27 protein-coding genes are annotated in these 13,679 nt (G+C 57.3%); 9 read left to right on the top strand and 18 right to left on the bottom strand.

What is annotated here, in order from left to right; all coding sequences use genetic code 11:
• Positions 1-8: 8 nt before the first annotated feature.
• Positions 9-368 (bottom strand): hypothetical protein, encoded by a 360-nt coding sequence (locus tag ACJ0G7_RS09160; protein ID WP_407395890.1) that lies wholly within the window; start codon positions 366-368, stop codon positions 9-11.
• Positions 369-388: 20 nt separating this feature from the next.
• Positions 389-1,402: a hypothetical protein gene (locus ACJ0G7_RS09165; RefSeq protein WP_407395821.1), complete on the bottom strand. Its 1,014-nt coding sequence runs from the start codon at positions 1,400-1,402 to the stop codon at positions 389-391.
• Positions 1,403-1,489: 87 nt separating this feature from the next.
• On the opposite strand from ACJ0G7_RS09165, the gene ACJ0G7_RS09170 reads away from it, so the two are divergent.
• Together ACJ0G7_RS09170 and ACJ0G7_RS09175 are read left to right on the top strand one after the other, a co-directional pair.
• Positions 1,490-1,915, top strand: coding sequence for a hypothetical protein (locus ACJ0G7_RS09170; RefSeq protein ID WP_043692879.1), 426 nt, complete (start codon positions 1,490-1,492; stop codon positions 1,913-1,915).
• A complete protein-coding gene (locus ACJ0G7_RS09175; RefSeq protein ID WP_043692876.1) occupies positions 1,912-2,295 on the top strand; it encodes a phage holin family protein in 384 nt (127 codons plus the stop codon). The genes ACJ0G7_RS09170 and ACJ0G7_RS09175 overlap by 4 nt, the downstream gene beginning before the upstream one ends.
• A 1-nt stretch (position 2,296) precedes the next feature.
• Here the strand turns inward: ACJ0G7_RS09175 and ACJ0G7_RS09180 are convergent, their stop codons facing one another.
• Complete coding sequence (locus tag ACJ0G7_RS09180) at positions 2,297-3,439, bottom strand: class I SAM-dependent RNA methyltransferase (protein ID WP_407395823.1); 1,143 nt, start codon at positions 3,437-3,439, stop codon at positions 2,297-2,299.
• Positions 3,440-3,912: 473 nt separating this feature from the next.
• Between ACJ0G7_RS09180 and ACJ0G7_RS09185 the strand changes: the two genes are divergently transcribed.
• Genes ACJ0G7_RS09185 through ACJ0G7_RS09195 form a run of 3 tightly spaced genes read left to right on the top strand, consistent with a single transcriptional unit; the run spans position 3,913 to position 5,192 of the window.
• Positions 3,913-4,350, top strand: coding sequence for a hypothetical protein (locus tag ACJ0G7_RS09185; protein WP_407395824.1), 438 nt, complete (start codon positions 3,913-3,915; stop codon positions 4,348-4,350).
• 28 nt (positions 4,351-4,378) lie between these two features.
• The gene (locus ACJ0G7_RS09190) at positions 4,379-4,867 is read left to right on the top strand and encodes a hypothetical protein (RefSeq protein WP_407395825.1); all 489 of its coding nucleotides are present in this window, start codon (positions 4,379-4,381) and stop codon (positions 4,865-4,867) included.
• Positions 4,868-4,874: 7 nt separating this feature from the next.
• Positions 4,875-5,192, top strand: a complete 318-nt coding sequence (locus ACJ0G7_RS09195; RefSeq protein ID WP_407395827.1) for a DUF1651 domain-containing protein — start codon at positions 4,875-4,877, stop codon at positions 5,190-5,192.
• 267 nt (positions 5,193-5,459) lie between these two features.
• Here the strand turns inward: ACJ0G7_RS09195 and ACJ0G7_RS09200 are convergent, their stop codons facing one another.
• Positions 5,460-5,687, bottom strand: coding sequence for a hypothetical protein (locus ACJ0G7_RS09200; protein WP_407395828.1), 228 nt, complete (start codon positions 5,685-5,687; stop codon positions 5,460-5,462).
• Between the two features lie 634 nt (positions 5,688-6,321).
• Positions 6,322-6,735, bottom strand: coding sequence for a hypothetical protein (locus tag ACJ0G7_RS09205; RefSeq protein WP_253912835.1), 414 nt, complete (start codon positions 6,733-6,735; stop codon positions 6,322-6,324).
• 418 nt (positions 6,736-7,153) lie between these two features.
• On the opposite strand from ACJ0G7_RS09205, the gene ACJ0G7_RS09210 reads away from it, so the two are divergent.
• Positions 7,154-7,315, top strand: coding sequence for a hypothetical protein (locus ACJ0G7_RS09210; RefSeq protein ID WP_156957130.1), 162 nt, complete (start codon positions 7,154-7,156; stop codon positions 7,313-7,315).
• A gap of 3 nt (positions 7,316-7,318) precedes the next feature.
• On the opposite strand, the gene ACJ0G7_RS09215 is transcribed toward ACJ0G7_RS09210, so the two are convergent.
• The 10 genes from ACJ0G7_RS09215 to ACJ0G7_RS09260 form a co-directional block, all read right to left on the bottom strand.
• Positions 7,319-7,465: a hypothetical protein gene (locus tag ACJ0G7_RS09215; protein WP_407395829.1), complete on the bottom strand. Its 147-nt coding sequence runs from the start codon at positions 7,463-7,465 to the stop codon at positions 7,319-7,321.
• Between the two features lie 197 nt (positions 7,466-7,662).
• Positions 7,663-7,950: a hypothetical protein gene (locus ACJ0G7_RS09220; protein WP_407395830.1), complete on the bottom strand. Its 288-nt coding sequence runs from the start codon at positions 7,948-7,950 to the stop codon at positions 7,663-7,665.
• Positions 7,951-8,026: 76 nt separating this feature from the next.
• Positions 8,027-8,158 (bottom strand): hypothetical protein, encoded by a 132-nt coding sequence (locus ACJ0G7_RS09225; RefSeq protein ID WP_255475487.1) that lies wholly within the window; start codon positions 8,156-8,158, stop codon positions 8,027-8,029.
• 237 nt (positions 8,159-8,395) lie between these two features.
• On the bottom strand, positions 8,396-8,623 hold the full coding sequence (locus tag ACJ0G7_RS09230; RefSeq protein WP_407395831.1) for a hypothetical protein: 228 nt from the start codon (positions 8,621-8,623) through the stop codon (positions 8,396-8,398).
• A 392-nt stretch (positions 8,624-9,015) separates the two neighbouring features.
• Positions 9,016-9,192: a DUF4278 domain-containing protein gene (locus tag ACJ0G7_RS09235; RefSeq protein ID WP_407395832.1), complete on the bottom strand. Its 177-nt coding sequence runs from the start codon at positions 9,190-9,192 to the stop codon at positions 9,016-9,018.
• Between the two features lie 166 nt (positions 9,193-9,358).
• The gene (locus tag ACJ0G7_RS09240; protein ID WP_043692848.1) at positions 9,359-9,577 is read right to left on the bottom strand and encodes a hypothetical protein; all 219 of its coding nucleotides are present in this window, start codon (positions 9,575-9,577) and stop codon (positions 9,359-9,361) included.
• A 58-nt stretch (positions 9,578-9,635) separates the two neighbouring features.
• Complete coding sequence (locus ACJ0G7_RS09245; protein ID WP_407395834.1) at positions 9,636-9,998, bottom strand: hypothetical protein; 363 nt, start codon at positions 9,996-9,998, stop codon at positions 9,636-9,638.
• Between the two features lie 23 nt (positions 9,999-10,021).
• Positions 10,022-10,297, bottom strand: a complete 276-nt coding sequence (locus tag ACJ0G7_RS09250; protein ID WP_043692840.1) for a hypothetical protein — start codon at positions 10,295-10,297, stop codon at positions 10,022-10,024.
• A 94-nt stretch (positions 10,298-10,391) separates the two neighbouring features.
• Complete coding sequence (locus tag ACJ0G7_RS09255; protein ID WP_043692837.1) at positions 10,392-10,586, bottom strand: hypothetical protein; 195 nt, start codon at positions 10,584-10,586, stop codon at positions 10,392-10,394.
• 44 nt (positions 10,587-10,630) lie between these two features.
• Positions 10,631-10,777, bottom strand: coding sequence for a hypothetical protein (locus ACJ0G7_RS09260; protein ID WP_407395836.1), 147 nt, complete (start codon positions 10,775-10,777; stop codon positions 10,631-10,633).
• A 224-nt stretch (positions 10,778-11,001) separates the two neighbouring features.
• On the opposite strand from ACJ0G7_RS09260, the gene ACJ0G7_RS09265 reads away from it, so the two are divergent.
• Genes ACJ0G7_RS09265 through ACJ0G7_RS09275 form a run of 3 tightly spaced genes read left to right on the top strand, consistent with a single transcriptional unit; the run spans position 11,002 to position 11,632 of the window.
• The gene (locus ACJ0G7_RS09265; protein WP_186485710.1) at positions 11,002-11,202 is read left to right on the top strand and encodes a hypothetical protein; all 201 of its coding nucleotides are present in this window, start codon (positions 11,002-11,004) and stop codon (positions 11,200-11,202) included.
• Positions 11,199-11,330 carry a hypothetical protein gene (locus ACJ0G7_RS09270; RefSeq protein WP_256381036.1) on the top strand — a complete coding sequence of 44 codons (132 nt, stop codon included), beginning with the start codon at positions 11,199-11,201 and terminating at the stop codon, positions 11,328-11,330. Before ACJ0G7_RS09265 ends, ACJ0G7_RS09270 begins: the two co-directional genes overlap by 4 nt.
• Complete coding sequence (locus ACJ0G7_RS09275) at positions 11,327-11,632, top strand: hypothetical protein (RefSeq protein WP_043692834.1); 306 nt, start codon at positions 11,327-11,329, stop codon at positions 11,630-11,632. Before ACJ0G7_RS09270 ends, ACJ0G7_RS09275 begins: the two co-directional genes overlap by 4 nt.
• A 38-nt stretch (positions 11,633-11,670) precedes the next feature.
• On the opposite strand, the gene ACJ0G7_RS09280 is transcribed toward ACJ0G7_RS09275, so the two are convergent.
• The 3 genes from ACJ0G7_RS09280 to ACJ0G7_RS09290 all read right to left on the bottom strand — a co-directional run.
• Positions 11,671-11,976 carry a hypothetical protein gene (locus tag ACJ0G7_RS09280; RefSeq protein ID WP_043692831.1) on the bottom strand — a complete coding sequence of 102 codons (306 nt, stop codon included), beginning with the start codon at positions 11,974-11,976 and terminating at the stop codon, positions 11,671-11,673.
• Between the two features lie 373 nt (positions 11,977-12,349).
• Positions 12,350-12,580 (bottom strand): hypothetical protein, encoded by a 231-nt coding sequence (locus tag ACJ0G7_RS09285; RefSeq protein WP_156957127.1) that lies wholly within the window; start codon positions 12,578-12,580, stop codon positions 12,350-12,352.
• 206 nt (positions 12,581-12,786) lie between these two features.
• On the bottom strand, positions 12,787-13,679 hold an 893-nt coding region (locus ACJ0G7_RS09290; RefSeq protein ID WP_407395838.1), incomplete at its 5' end, for a sulfotransferase family protein.

Below are 13,679 nucleotides of genomic sequence, written 5' to 3' on the forward strand. Positions count from 1 at the left end.
CCGAAAGCTCAAGGGGGCGTCAGCGAGCAGCGTCCTGCCGTGATCCGCAGCTGTCCTCTCAGCGCGCCATCCACCAGCTCGAGCTGCACGGCCGCGTCGGGATCGGCGGGCAGGGTTCCCCGGTAGCGGCCGGCCATCACCCGTTCCGCCCAGCCCCGGTCTCCGGAGACGGCAGCGCTCCGGGGCTCCAGCCAAACCCGCCGGTGGGGAGCCAGAGGGGTGGCCTCCTGGGAGGTTCCGTTCAGGGGGGGAATGTCGGGCAGCCGCCAGCTGCGGCAGGTCTCGCCGTCCTCCAGGAGCAGGTCGTAGTGGCAGCCGCTGGGGTCGTCCGGGGCACCGGTGTGGCGCAACAGGCTGTAGCGGAGCAGGGGCGTCATGGGATCGCTCATCACCTCGGCGTCGTGGCGGTCAGCCGGCGGACCAGATCCCGGCTTTCCCACTCCACCCGCCAGCGCGGCCAACGTCCAAGCGGTGCCTGTGCGGATGGTGGATCGGCCGGAAACAGCTCGGCCCAGCTGGCAAGACCCCAGACCGCCTGGGCGAAGCGGTCGTTCATCGGCCGGTAGTGATCCCGGATGCGCTGGTAGAGCTCAGGCGTCAAACCGTTGAAGCGGTCCCGCTCCCAGCCATATCGCCGGGAGCGGCGCAGCAGGGCATGGGTGGCACCGCGTCTTGCCGTCTTGCTTGAGAGCCGGATGCCGCGGGCCTGCAGATGCTCCTGCACGCGGATTGATGTCGCCACCGCCAGGCGTCCGGACTGGGAATTCTCCGGGGCGATGGGCTGCCAGTCCGCCGCTGCGGGACCACCGACGATCTCGATGAGTTGCAGGAAGGGGTCGCCGCTGCAGTGGCCGCCGTAGGGCAGAAAGCGGGCCTCGAGCTGCGCGTGGTGCCGGATCCAGCCGAAGAGACGCTCCGGGTCGCATTGCCCACGGGGATGCCGGTGGTTCATCACCGCCTCGGCGTAGGCCTCGAACGGGCAGTGCAAGGCGAAATTGCGGATGTGCTGGGCGTAGTGGGAATTCAGGTAGCCCGGTTGATCGCGCAGGAAGGCGACCAGGGTGATCTCGCAACCATGGCGCTGGAACTGACGCACCAGCCAGTCACCGATGCATTCCTCGGGTCGCTCGTCGCGGGGCTGAGCCAGCAGATGGCTGAGCACCTCATTGGAGATCAGCAGATCGGCGTTGCGGTCCCTGGCCTGCTTCAACCTTGTCTTCCAGGGCTTGAAGTCGCTTCTGCGGGCAGCGATCTTGAGCCGGTTCTTGCTGTCGTCATCGAATCGGATGCCGTGCTGCCGGAGCAGGGGCTGATTCGCCTGAAGCCGTTTCTGGATGTAGGTGGAGGCGGTCTTGTGCATGCCGATGTGCAACACCACCCGGGTCATCGCTTCGTTCCCCATCCATGACCTGAGGTGAGTCTCGCAAGGCTGCAGCTGGTCTGATCGGCCAGCGTCCCTAACCTGAGAACACCTGATCCCTCAGACCTCATGGATGCGCCCTCGTCGCGGTCCAACGGCACGTCCGAGCATCGTTTCCGTGAGCGGTTCGAGAGCCTTCTGCCCACGATTCAGAAGCGCTGGCCTGATCTGGCGCATCACACTCTGGAGGCGACCCGGGGAAGCATGGATGAGGTGGTGCGCCTGATCGAGAAAAACACCGGCCTGACGCCTGAGGGTGTGCGGGAACAGCTGGAGGAGCTGATGCAGGCGGCTGAAGAGCATGGCCGCACCCTGGCGGACAACCTCGACCCCCTTGAGCAGCAGTTGGAGCAGCTGCTGGATGAACTCAACAGCACCCTGCGTCCGCGCATCGAGAAGCCGGTGCGTCAGCGGCCGCTGCTGGCCGTGGGTGTGGCTCTGGGCGTGGGAGTGCTGATCGGCACGATGCTCAGCGGTGGTCGGCGGGATCGATGAGCGACACGCAACGCCCCCGTGGGCTCGGTGCAGCGGCCCGGGCCACGGCTCTGGCGGCCTCGGTGATGGACCTGCATGTGCGCATGGCTCTGCAGGAGGTGGATCGCGAGAAGCGCCGGTTGATCAGCGGCGGTCTGTTTCTCGCGACAGGTGGCGTCGCGATGCTCATCGCCATGGCGGCCGGTGAGGTGGCTCTCGTGCTCTGGATTCAGCAGGCCTGGGAGCTTTCGCTGATGCAGGCGCTGCTGGCGCTGGCGGTGGCGAACCTGGTGCTGGCGGGCATCAGTCTCAGGATCGGTGGTCAGGTGCTCAAGGGTCCTTTCCTGCCTCAGACCCTCGAGGGAATCATGAAGACGGTGCGGGCGCTGCTGGGGCGCTGAATCAGCGGATTGCGTATTGCAACCAGCGGCAGTCAATGCCGCCGTTGCTCACCGGAATGCGTCGGCTCGCCTTCATGCGCAGGGCTCCAGTGAGGTTGGCGTTGCCGCTGAGCAGCCACAGCTGCCAGCCTGAGGCCTGGCTGCGGGCGAACCGCCCCAGTGCGCCGTAGAGCTGTTCGAGATCGGCCTCATGCCCGATGCGCTGGCCGTAGGGCGGGTTGCAGACCAGCACGCCCGGGCCTGGCGGCAGCTGCTGGCCTTCGAAGCTGCCGCTGCGGATCTCGATCAGCCCCTGGAGCCCGGCGGCCCGGACGTTGTCACGCGCCTGGTCAGCGATGTCGGGATCCTGCTCAAACCCGAGCAGCGCCGGCAGTTCAGCATCGGGTCGTTTCCGTCCGCGGGCCCGGGTTTGTTCCCGCTGCCAGAGATCGGGATTGAAATCCGCCCAGCCCTCGAGGGCAAAGGGGCGGTTGAGCCCGGGGGCCATCTCAAGCGCCGCGGTGGCGGCCTCGATCAGCAGCGTCGCCGATCCGCAGCAGGGATCCACCAGAGGAACACGGCCATCCCAGCCCGTGAGCTGAATCAGTCCGGCGGCCAGGTTCTCCTTCAACGGAGCTGCTCCCATGGCAGCCCGATAGCCGCGGCGGTGCAGGCTGCCGCCACTGCCATCGAGACTCAAGACGGCTTCACCGCGCGCCAGATGCAGATGCAGGGCCAGGTCCGGCGCATCGAGATCGATCGACGAGCGTTTTCCCCAGATGTCTCGTTGCCGGTCCACCAGGGCGTTCTTCACCTGAAGAGCGGAATAGTGGCTGTGATTCAGCCCCGGGGTGATGCCGGTGACATCCACCCGGAAGGTCTGGGATGGGTGCAGCCAGCGTTCCCAGTCCAGGCAGTGCTGAATGCCGTCGTACAGCTCGTCTCGACTGCAGCAGGGAAAGCGTCCCATCTCCCGCAGCAGCCGGAAGGGCAGGCGTGCCTGCAGATGCAGCCTGTAGAGACAGGCCATGTCGGCTTCGAAAGCGGCGGCGCGGCGCAGCGGCCGCACCGATCCGGCCCCGAGACGTTCCAGTTCACTGCTGCCGGCCTCTTCAAGGCCCTGGGGCAGAACCGCCACCCCGGGCATCCGGTTCTCACGACCCAAAGGTGGTTGTGCTCCAGGTCACCACTGCTGACAGAATGGCAGCGTCCGGTTCTCCGGACTAGGTGATCCACACCAGTGTTTCGGACAGCGGTTCGATTCCGCTCAGCTCCATTCCCCCATCCCGGGGCTGCAATGGTTTCGACGGGGCATGAGGAGGGTGACTGAAGCCTGCTCGGTGAGAGCAAACCCGTAACTGCGAACAACATCGTTCGTTTCTCCCGTCAAGCAGCCCCTGTTGCTGCCTGACCCTTAGGGGAGATGGGGTGAAGTCAGCCTTATCACCCAACTGACTCATGGGGGCTGGAAGGCCCCTTCAACCATTCCATTTGCTAGTGCTTCGGTTCTAAATATTCGCTATGTCAACGTTATGGATTCACGCAGGACCTCATAAAACGGCTTCGACATACATTCAGCAAACACTGATTTCCAATAAATCTTATTTGCGAAAAAAGGGCTTGCTCGTCTGCCCAAATATGGGTCTTGCAAAGCGCTTCAGGAAGTTTTTTGGCTCCGGGGATTTTGAGTCAATCGCAAGTCTCAAATTTATTCAAAAAGCTGTTCGCGGCGATAAATTGCTTAGTACTGAGGCCTTGCACCCTCAAATTCTCACAGCACGCAGTGTTGCAAAGTTGCAGAGGCTTTCCCGCGAAATTGGTTTAGGAATAGGTCTTGTTTTTTATATTCGCAATCAACCAGAATGGATTAATTCTATGTATTGCCATGGCATTCGTCGTATGTATCATGCGGATGGATTTCCGGCTTTTGCGCGGTCATGGTTTGTTCAAGACAATTACAAAACCCTTGATCTGTGTAAAAAGTTTGAAAATATCGTCAACAGTGGCTTTGAGACAAAATTCATTGTTCTTGGGGGTGCTCGCCGGTCGGATCCGGTGTCCGAGTCTTCTCAATGAGATAGGCGTTGCATTTGAGCCCAGTAAGTTGGTTCCTGTCGCTGAAGGCTCTTCCAATATTCAGCCTGGTGTGAAAGGTATTTGGCTCTCAAAGTCCTGCAAAGTCATTTGTGATCTGCTTGGAGTTGAAACGAGCGATCTGAGATTTAAAGCGCGGAAAGTCAGGAATATTGCGATCAAAAAAAACTGGCATCTGGAAAGATTTTTTGGTTTCGACAAAGACTTGTATGAAGAGACTGCTAATCATTTTGGTCCGACCAATGATGCATTTGCCAGGCAATTCCTTGGAGGGAGTTGGAGGGATCACTTTCCGCTCAAGAGCGTCGTTAAAAACGAATACCTGGGTCCTGTCGATTGCGACGAGCTTTTGGAGCTCAAGGAAAGCTTTGTTGAAGCGCTTGTTGGCATGAATTTTCCATCGGCCAGGCTCGATGAGGCCATCCAGCTGTTTCTTGGCTATGCCAAAGAAAACAACGTCCATGCAAGCAATCTCAGAGATTGCCACTCGTATGGTTAAGGGCTTGATGGGAACGCATCAGTTGGGAGTGGGCGGCGAGCAGAATCGTCTCATGCAGAGCAAGGAGAATCCCACCGATGACCCCGCAGAGAACCCAAGCCGCGAAGGTTGGCTGGTGAGTCCTGAACAGCAAAAAGTTGTTCAGTTCAAGCCCGATGCGCCAACGGCACACGGTCAATGGGTCGTCCTGCGGACCTTTCACTGGCGGCCGCCTGATTACCCGATTCCTGAGACACGTCGTCGGATGCTGCGACACAACGCCATCGAAGCCTGGGAGACGATGTTGAAGACAGGCTGGCGGAAGTGCTCACCACCCGTACGTTGACCTCACTCGGCTGCTGATTCCATGCCTCGATTGACGGACATCTTGAGCTGAGCCTCTTTTGTCGGGACCAGGTGGTGTGAGCTGACCCATCCAGTGGCGCAGATCTGATCTTCACAGACCCTGACCTCAACAGTGCCGCAGGGAAGGTTGGTCAATTGGGTCGTCATCTCTTGTGTCCAACTTCCTTGATTGCAGCGTCTCAACGAGGCTTGGCAACCCTGGATGGCCCATCGGAGCATCGGGCAGGCTGTGCAAGCCACTTCTGGGTCAGGCAGCAGTCTGCTGATCACTGGTGCTGCGAAGGGCTTCCTCCTGCAGCTGCTGTACGGCGCAGAGCGCTTCGTGAGCGGCCCATCCGTGGCGGTGCATCAGCTCCTCCACCAGGTAGTCAGGTGAATTGGAGATTCGTGCGTTCAGTTCAGCCACAGCCCTGTCGTCACGGGCAAGTGCAAGGAGACGAAGCGATCGGAGTTGCTGGACGTTGGGCTGTTTCATGCCAGCACTCTGCATGTTCGCTGAATTGGGGGTCTGTCTGATGGGTCTTCTGCTTCAACAGCCAAGCCCTTGCCCCCATCCTCTGAGGTCAAGCACGACAGTCCCAACATCGGACGAGTCGGTCTCAGAAGGCAATGAGCGTTAAGGCTGATTGCCGAGGTGCGTGTCCGCTGACGAGAGTGTGTCCATCGAGATCGGAGGCGTCCATGCGAGACGACGGTCCAACCGAGCAGGTCTTAGAAGTCGCCTGACTTTTAGGTCCCTGCTCCAACAGTTTCCACCCAACCGTGGGCTGCTCGTCTTTGACGACTCTCCTCAGCACCGTTCACAGGTGCCCCGCGGGAGACCAGCCCCACACCTGGACGTCAAGGCCCCAGGCACCTGAAAGCCCGACACTTCGCCCTGCGCCAGCAATGGCATGCGGCATGACCCCTGTTCCCGTCATCACAGGGGTGTCGGAAGCGAGCAATAGGAGAGGTCACCCCATTCCTGTCGTAGGTGGGCTGGCCTCTCAACCCCTGATCCATTCACGGGTTGAGCAATGCACAAACGAGCGAGCTAGGCCGTCTCTCCAGCGGGAGGGGCGGCCTTCCTCTTGCTTGGACCGGCGTCATCCCGTGAACGATGGCAATGCCTAGTTCTCGCCTTTCAAGCGCTGCCAATGAAGTGGAAGCGCCCACCAGATGAAGGCTTCTTTTTTGTTGATGGTTCCTTCCCGTGCGCAACTGGCCTCCACGTCTTGCTGTTGTGCGAACGTCAATTCATCGAGTTGTTCCAGTTTGGAATATTCGCAGTAACAGTGAGCAGTCGCCAGATCCTCCATCAGTTCTGCCACTTCACCCCACATTCTTAACTGAATGTCCATGCAAGAAGCATGATAAACCGAGTATTCAGGCAGGATGATCTCTGACTTGTCGTCAGAGATTTCAATGGCCTTCTCGTTGTCGAGACCCCCTCCGTCAAAGGCTTTCACAGGGCTTGTTAATCCCAGTGGAAGCAGCAGCAGCAGCGCAAGCCATCGTTTCACAGTCAAGGGTCCGCGAAGCATCAGCGCGTTGTCGTGTGAGCTGAAGGCAACCGATCGAATGATCAATGCTTTTGTTCGCGTGAAAGTGTGCCGCTTAATACCTTAAAGGTGCGAAAGCGATGCGGCGAACACATCAGCATCGAAAGCAGGATGACTACCATGACATAGTAAAGAGGTAATTCCTGTGCCTTCTTCAAGTAATTCGCTTCGATTTTCGTTTGACTATCTGAACAAGGGAAATCTTGATTATGTCTATCAACACCTCAATCGACTGCTGGATGAGGGCAGGCTTGATGATGCCAGGGCATTCGAAAGTGAGTTTGAGGACCATGTAGAGACCAGGTATTTCTCCAAATGATTATTGGTTCCCCAAAGGAATCAGGTGATACTACAAATGACAGCCTCTTCGGCGAAGCTATGTCAGTCTGAAGTCTTGTTCATGAGAAGCCTTCACCGCAATTTCCATTTCTCGTTTGAAGGGCCAAGCCGGATCACGCACGGAATCATTCTGGAGAGAATCATCGATCTCATCAACGAAGAGAGATATGGCGATGCGGATGCGTTGGAGCGTGAGTTTGTGGAATTGGCAGACTATGAGTGACCTTCAGGCGCTGAGGTAAATCTTTCTACCCTTTTCGTTGAACCGATACTTGCCTCCTTTGGGGCCAACATAAACGGTTAACGTGTCGATTGTCGGCGTTGATTTGTCGGCTTTGAACGCAGGAGATGTCGCTTCCATCGCTGCGCTCATGGGTTGCGGCTGAGCATTCCGCTGGATCACCTCAGCAAACCATTTTGGGAAATCCATTGATGAACAGCAATATGATGCGCCGAAAGTAACGAATGCTTTCCTGTTGTCAATCCTTGCGCTCCTGATCTTTCTGATTCTCTTAATCACTCCAGTGCGAACTTGATGCGGTCTGTCTTTGTTCGCCTTTCTGGTTTTGCTCAGCTCTGTTTGCACTGTTCTTCGCGCTCAAGTCGTTCTGTCGTGATTCGAGTCAGCCCCTTTCCATGAATGTCGTCTCGAAATCTCCCGTAACCAACAATCTTCTCAGTTTTTCTATGGATTGCGATTTCGTTTTGGTAGATCTGGTCTGATCGTTCCATGCAGTGTCCATGGAAGAGGATGGCAGGCAAGCTCTCTTCGGGGACCTCCGGAATGACAGCATCGAATCCTTCTCTTGAGCCTAGATACAAGGCTGCTGCACAAGCCAGCAGGATCAACGGCGGCAAGTATTCAAGTTTCGACATTGACCTTCCGAAGCCAGATCGTGAGCGCCGTCTGCTGACGCTGTCTTCTTCTAGGTGCTCAGAGAGAGGGATAGGCGTTGGCGACGCCCCAGAGCACCAGTGCAGTGATCGAAGCGAAGACCACGGCAGTCCATGCTGCGAGATCTGAGGAATTGGCCTGGCTCTTCGGGAGTTGAAGTCTGCGTGCCATCGGTTGTGGGTGTGATCCCCTTTGTCGTGGCTCACCTCGTGGCCTGAAATCAACGGATGTCTGTGAGCCCTCACCATTCGCGGCTTCAACAGCTGTCTGCAGCACTGGCCAAGGCGACGGGCAAACCCGAGGCCTATGGGATGACCCTGTTTGAAGGGGCGTCGCCTTGAGAACGCGATTGGGATTCCCCTTGGGGATGGAATGGCCGCACCTTTGGGTGAGTGAGGTCCGTTCCGATCATGCCGTTGGCTTTGCAGCAGCCTTGGATTTCTCCAGCTGCCGCATGATGAAATCCCGGTATTGGCTGGCCAATTCACTGAAGCCCTGCTCCACCAGGCCGGCAACAACATCAACGGCGTCTGTTTCCGTTTCAGGGATCAGCATCACCCCACGTTTGCGGCCCAGGATCATCTCCTGAATGAGAGGTTGCATTTTGCGTGGCGTACCGGATGGGTCCTCCAGCACTTCAGCGGCAGGGATGAAACGCGATCGATGTTGATCATTGGAGTTGATCTGAGCCACGAAGCAATACAGATGTCCATCGACTGTCACCAGCCCTCGGAATTCAGACTGTTGTTCAGTGGCATCAACGCAGCAGTATTGATTGCCTTCCCACGGTGATTTCCCGTCAAAGCCTCGGATCTCCTCCACAGCGGCGTCCGCTCCGAATGACTCGTGCGCCAGAACGTCGATCAACCTCGTGCAGAAGCCGGCTTTATCGGTCATGGTCCAGGGGAAGCGTCATTAACCCCATCACAGGGTCAGGGTGGGCCTCTGTATCCGTTGCAACATAAAAATAACCCAGGCATGGGCCTGGGTTATTGGATCCGAAGCCGCTGAAAGGCTGGAGTCGTCAATCACTTGACGTAGTTGATGCCTCGGTAGGTCAACACGATGTCACTTTGGGCAACCTGTTGTGCAGCCTGTTCCTGTCTTGCCCGGTAGGTCTTGCCCTGATATTTGAGTTCAACGTTTGGAGCAACGCGCAGGTCTGAGTTTTTGGTGTAGGTGTTGCCAAGAAACGTCAGCTGCATCATGAAGTTGAGAATTCATGAGTACATTTGCCCAGCTCTTCTGGATTAGCAACGTTCCTGACGGCACAAAGTTATGAAGAAAATCTGAATTAGTTCGCAGGGCTACAGGGTCCGGTGGAGTGCAGCGTCCTTGGTTGTCCTGTCTCCAATCTCAGGGGCGATCGATTCAATCGCTGTAGGTCACCGTGCACTGGTAGCGGGTGTCGGCTGCCACATCAATGCTCTTGCAGGTGGTGTCCGTCACGGTGGCCCCTTTGGGGACCAGCCGCATGGCTTCACCCGTTGCGAACATTTCGGTCACTCCCTGAGCCGTGGCTTTGCCTTCATGGGCGGCTGCGTGGCTGCCCATGACAAACATCACCGCCATCGCTGCCAGGAATCGCATGATCAGACCGGAAGGTTGTCAACGTTGGTCAACATCATGGTATCGATCCCTGATCGGCTCAGCTGCTGCGATGCGGGATCTGCAAGCTGGCTTCGTCCGATCGTCGGGTTCGCTGACAGGCCATGGTCAGTGGTCGTCGGAGGCTTGCTGTGGGGCTTGCGTCGAGCTGTTCCCCCAGTGCAATGGCTCTTGCATGCTCGTAATACATGCTGTCGATGTCGCCGGCGACTTCCAGGTCGACAGCGATCTTGGCCCAGTAGTTGATTTCGACTTGATCCACAGAGGCTGAAAACAGATGCGGCCATCTCAGCGATGCGTCCGCCTTTGAATTGTTATCGAGGCAACGTTCTGTTGGCGTTGTCAGGGACTCAGCGTTTTTCGGGAGAATGCGGCAGGCTTCCGCTGGAAGCAGGCCTGCCATCGCCTCTACGGATTGGCCCGGAGCTACATGAACTCTCCATGGGTGAAGGCGATTTTTCGAGATGCCGTTTTTGTCATCAGTGATTTTTCGGCTTCGATCGCATCGCTTTCATCACCGGTCTCAATCTGATGAATCTCCTTGAGGGTTTTCAGATAGGCAAGGCAGTGCTGCCGGATCTCCATCAGTTCGAAGTAGCATCCTGCATAACTTGCATTGGCACGCAATTCGTAATCGGGTTTGATCACTGATTCTGTGAACAGATCAAGTGCCCGTTGATACGTTTCGGAGTTGTCAATCATGGCCACGATATTGCTTTGGTCATTCGAAGCAATTCGCTTCCCGGCTTCTGTTTCAAGAGTTACAGCTCATCGGATTGGCTGCCGATCTGGAGCGTCATTCGCCTGGGCAGCAGCGCCAGACGCTGATGTTTCCGTTGGCGCTGTTGCGAGCGACACGCTTGCAGACCACGGCGTCGTTGTTCTGGCCGGGATCGATTGGGCTCATCACCGTGGTGCACTCCGATGCCTGAGACGCAGCGCCGGCAATCAGCATGGTGAGAGCTCCCAGCAGAGTTGCAAGCTTGTTCACGGCACACCGATCAGGTCGCCTTTGAACTTAGACGCGATGCAGGGTTATTTCTGCATGTAGAGGCTGATCAGTCCATGGTCCTCTCTGGCCTTGCGCGGCACGAGCGGGCATGCCAGGGCGCGGAACGGAGCGTGGGTTCCGTCATGGATCAGGGTTCCCATCGGTTCGGCATGGGCGAGATCCAGTTTCATCAGTGATGAGGTCTCTTAAAAACGGTCTAAATAGGTTTGTCGATGGGCTGCGGTAGCCGTTCTCTCCATTTGCTTCCCTCCGGTTGTCAGGGGCGACCGCTTGCGTGGTGACACAACTCCACTGCGCCGGCAGAGTGATGCAAGGTTTGGCTTCCGGGGGCCGGTGCTGGAGACCCTCGTCTGCACGCTGGCCCGAAGGGCTTCTCTCGGTTGAGCTGATGGCCATGCAGGAGTGGACGGACGACTTCATCACCAATGCTCAGCAGGACTTGGTGGCGATGGTGAAGGACTGGAAATATGACTACGGTGCCGATGACAGGCATTGCTCCGCGATGTTGCTGTGGATGGTCCTGAAGCTCCATCCAGATGCAGACATTGATCAGAGCTTCCTTTGGCCTGACCCCCCTTCCGATGGACTGACATGACGCTCGGTACGTTTCTGATCCTTTTCCTCATCGGTCTGGCCATGGCATTGACCTTCCAGTTGGCTTGGATGTACTGGATCCTTGCTGCCGCGGGGGCGTGGGTGCTGGTTCAGCTGATCAGAGGGTGAATATCATCGCCGTGATGCATGCGGAGTTTGTGGAATGGGTGCGACTCCCTCATGCCATTGATCTCGAATCTTTGAACGGCCTTGGTGGTGAGTTCAACAGTCGCGACAAAGCTCTTCGCTTCATCGCATCACTGGCAACGCGGCGTCAGCGTTTTGTCTCCAGCGACAGCATGGAACGCACCAATCAGCTGTTCAACCTTTCGATGACCATCCCTGGGGCGGTTTATTTTTTCTCCAAGGGGTGTTGGAATGAGATCAGGCAAGGTCGAGTCACATTGGGTGAACCGACCATCGATATCTGATCGAACGTCGGAAAACGATTGTGATCAGGGTGTGGCCATCAACTGCGGCGAACCCATCCCGGCGATCCTTGAAACCAGTCGCCGATGTCGTCACTGGACCTGTGGAAATGGTCTTCCGTGTCTTGTCCAGCCAGATTCAGGTTCTGCATGAATCCGGACATGGACCCCTGTTCGAGATGTCCTTCCCGTTGGATCGACCGTGCCTTGCGCAGCCAGGAATAGACGGTTGAGTTTCTGTCGGCATATTTCTGCACCAGAATTCTTTCTTTCAGCGAGACCTGCTCACTCCTGGAGAGGCGGGCCAGGATGTCCTGAAGCATCAGGCGGGTTTTCGGACTGAGCATGACAGCCGGGAATCTCGTTGCATGCTGGCGATGCTGAGTGCTGTCTGCCGATGATTGCTGAAACCCGGATCGACGAGCTTAATTGGTTATCAAAAGCACGGATTGACGGGTCTTTTGGAATATCTGATACAGAACTGTTTCATCGGCTCACTAATTTTGCGTGGATCCTGCAGACGTTCAAAGCTTGTGATGGCGGGTTCTGGCATAAAACACCAAGCTCACTGTTCAGCTGCTTGAACAAGCCGAGATTGCCCTGCAGCAGCCCTGGTAGCAGGGATAAGAAGATCAGGCTATGCGGGATTGCCATGGTTCATCGCGCCAATCGTCATTGCAAGCGAGCGCGGTACCCCCTGGCTGTATCAGCGATGACGGATCAGCTGGCCGCCTGGCGGGGGCCTGACGCGACATCCTGTGCAGACAGGCTCTGATTCACTTCGTCGAGCATCAGATCCAGCAGCTCGATGGCAACCAGTTTCTTTTCCAGTTGAATCGTGGACAGCAATGCGCGGTAAGCGTTCTGCTGGATCAGGGACGGCTGCCCCATGTCCCGGTAACGCCGCTCCAGCAGCTGGCCGAGTCGTTCACGAGGCGATGACTGTGCCACGGGGCCTGGACGATTGCTCACACGATGGTCGGCGGCCTTGCTGTTGAGAAGTGGCGCCTTTACAAATCAAAGTGGAAGAGATGGTGAATTATCGAGCAAACCTTACGTTCAATTCGGTTCCATAATTGATCAGGAAATCGGCTTCTGCCTGATCAGACAGCAGCAGGCAGGTGTGGTGGTTGTAGCCGGTCTGGTAGCAGTACACATCAAGGCCGTCGGGTTGGCGGCGTGAATGCACAACTTCTCCATTGCGTAGAACGTAACGCGTCATGGCCGGACAGTATCGACTTTCTTGCTAATCCTCCTGGGTGGCGCTTCGCCATCTTTGTGATCAGTACCAGATATTGAAGGGATGCTGTTGCTACCGATCTCTGCTGGATTTCAGATCCCCCTGGATCAGATCCGATGGGCTTCACATCGCCGTAGAACAGATCGAGATCCGTCTGATACAGCGATTGCGCCAGTCGCACCAGCCCAGGATCCTGAAAGTAGTGGCCCACATCGCTGCGGTCGCCGCTACGGCGGATGTTCTTCTTCGGAAGCTTGCCAAGTTCCGGCAGTCCTTCTCTCCTCAGCGTCAGATTCAGGAGATCCCAGTCGTTCTGCATGCTTTCCATCCGCCCGATGAAGCTGGGGACGAGCGTGCCCTCAACGCAGAGGATCATGCTCTGCGGGAGCAGGTGCACATCCAGTGCGGAGGCCGGGGTGTTCGCGGTGCATTCCAGGAAGTCCTGGAAAGGCATGTTGCGATGCAGTCCCATGTCCTGCATCTGAGGCATCAAGGTCTCCAGTTCCAGCAATTTGTTGTTGTAGGCCGACACCAGTCGGTCGTAGGGATTGCGCACAAAGCTGAAGCTGAAATGCGTCCCACGGCGCATCAGGGCTGTCCGGGCCGTGATCATTCTGGTTTCGCCATGGGTGGCCTCAAGCCAGAAACCATCCGAAGTGGACCGGAACCCCTCCTCGGCCTCCTGCTTCAGCAGGGTGTGCAGAGCGGCTTTGATCGAGGTGTTCGCCACTTTCGGCACACGCCCGTACAGCAGCGGCAGGGTTTCAAAGGCGATGAAGTGGCGTGGGTTGCGCATTCTTGGGCCTTCCA

It is taken from the genome of Parasynechococcus sp., from assembly GCF_045559935.1.
Taxonomy (GTDB): domain Bacteria; phylum Cyanobacteriota; class Cyanobacteriia; order PCC-6307; family Cyanobiaceae; genus Parasynechococcus.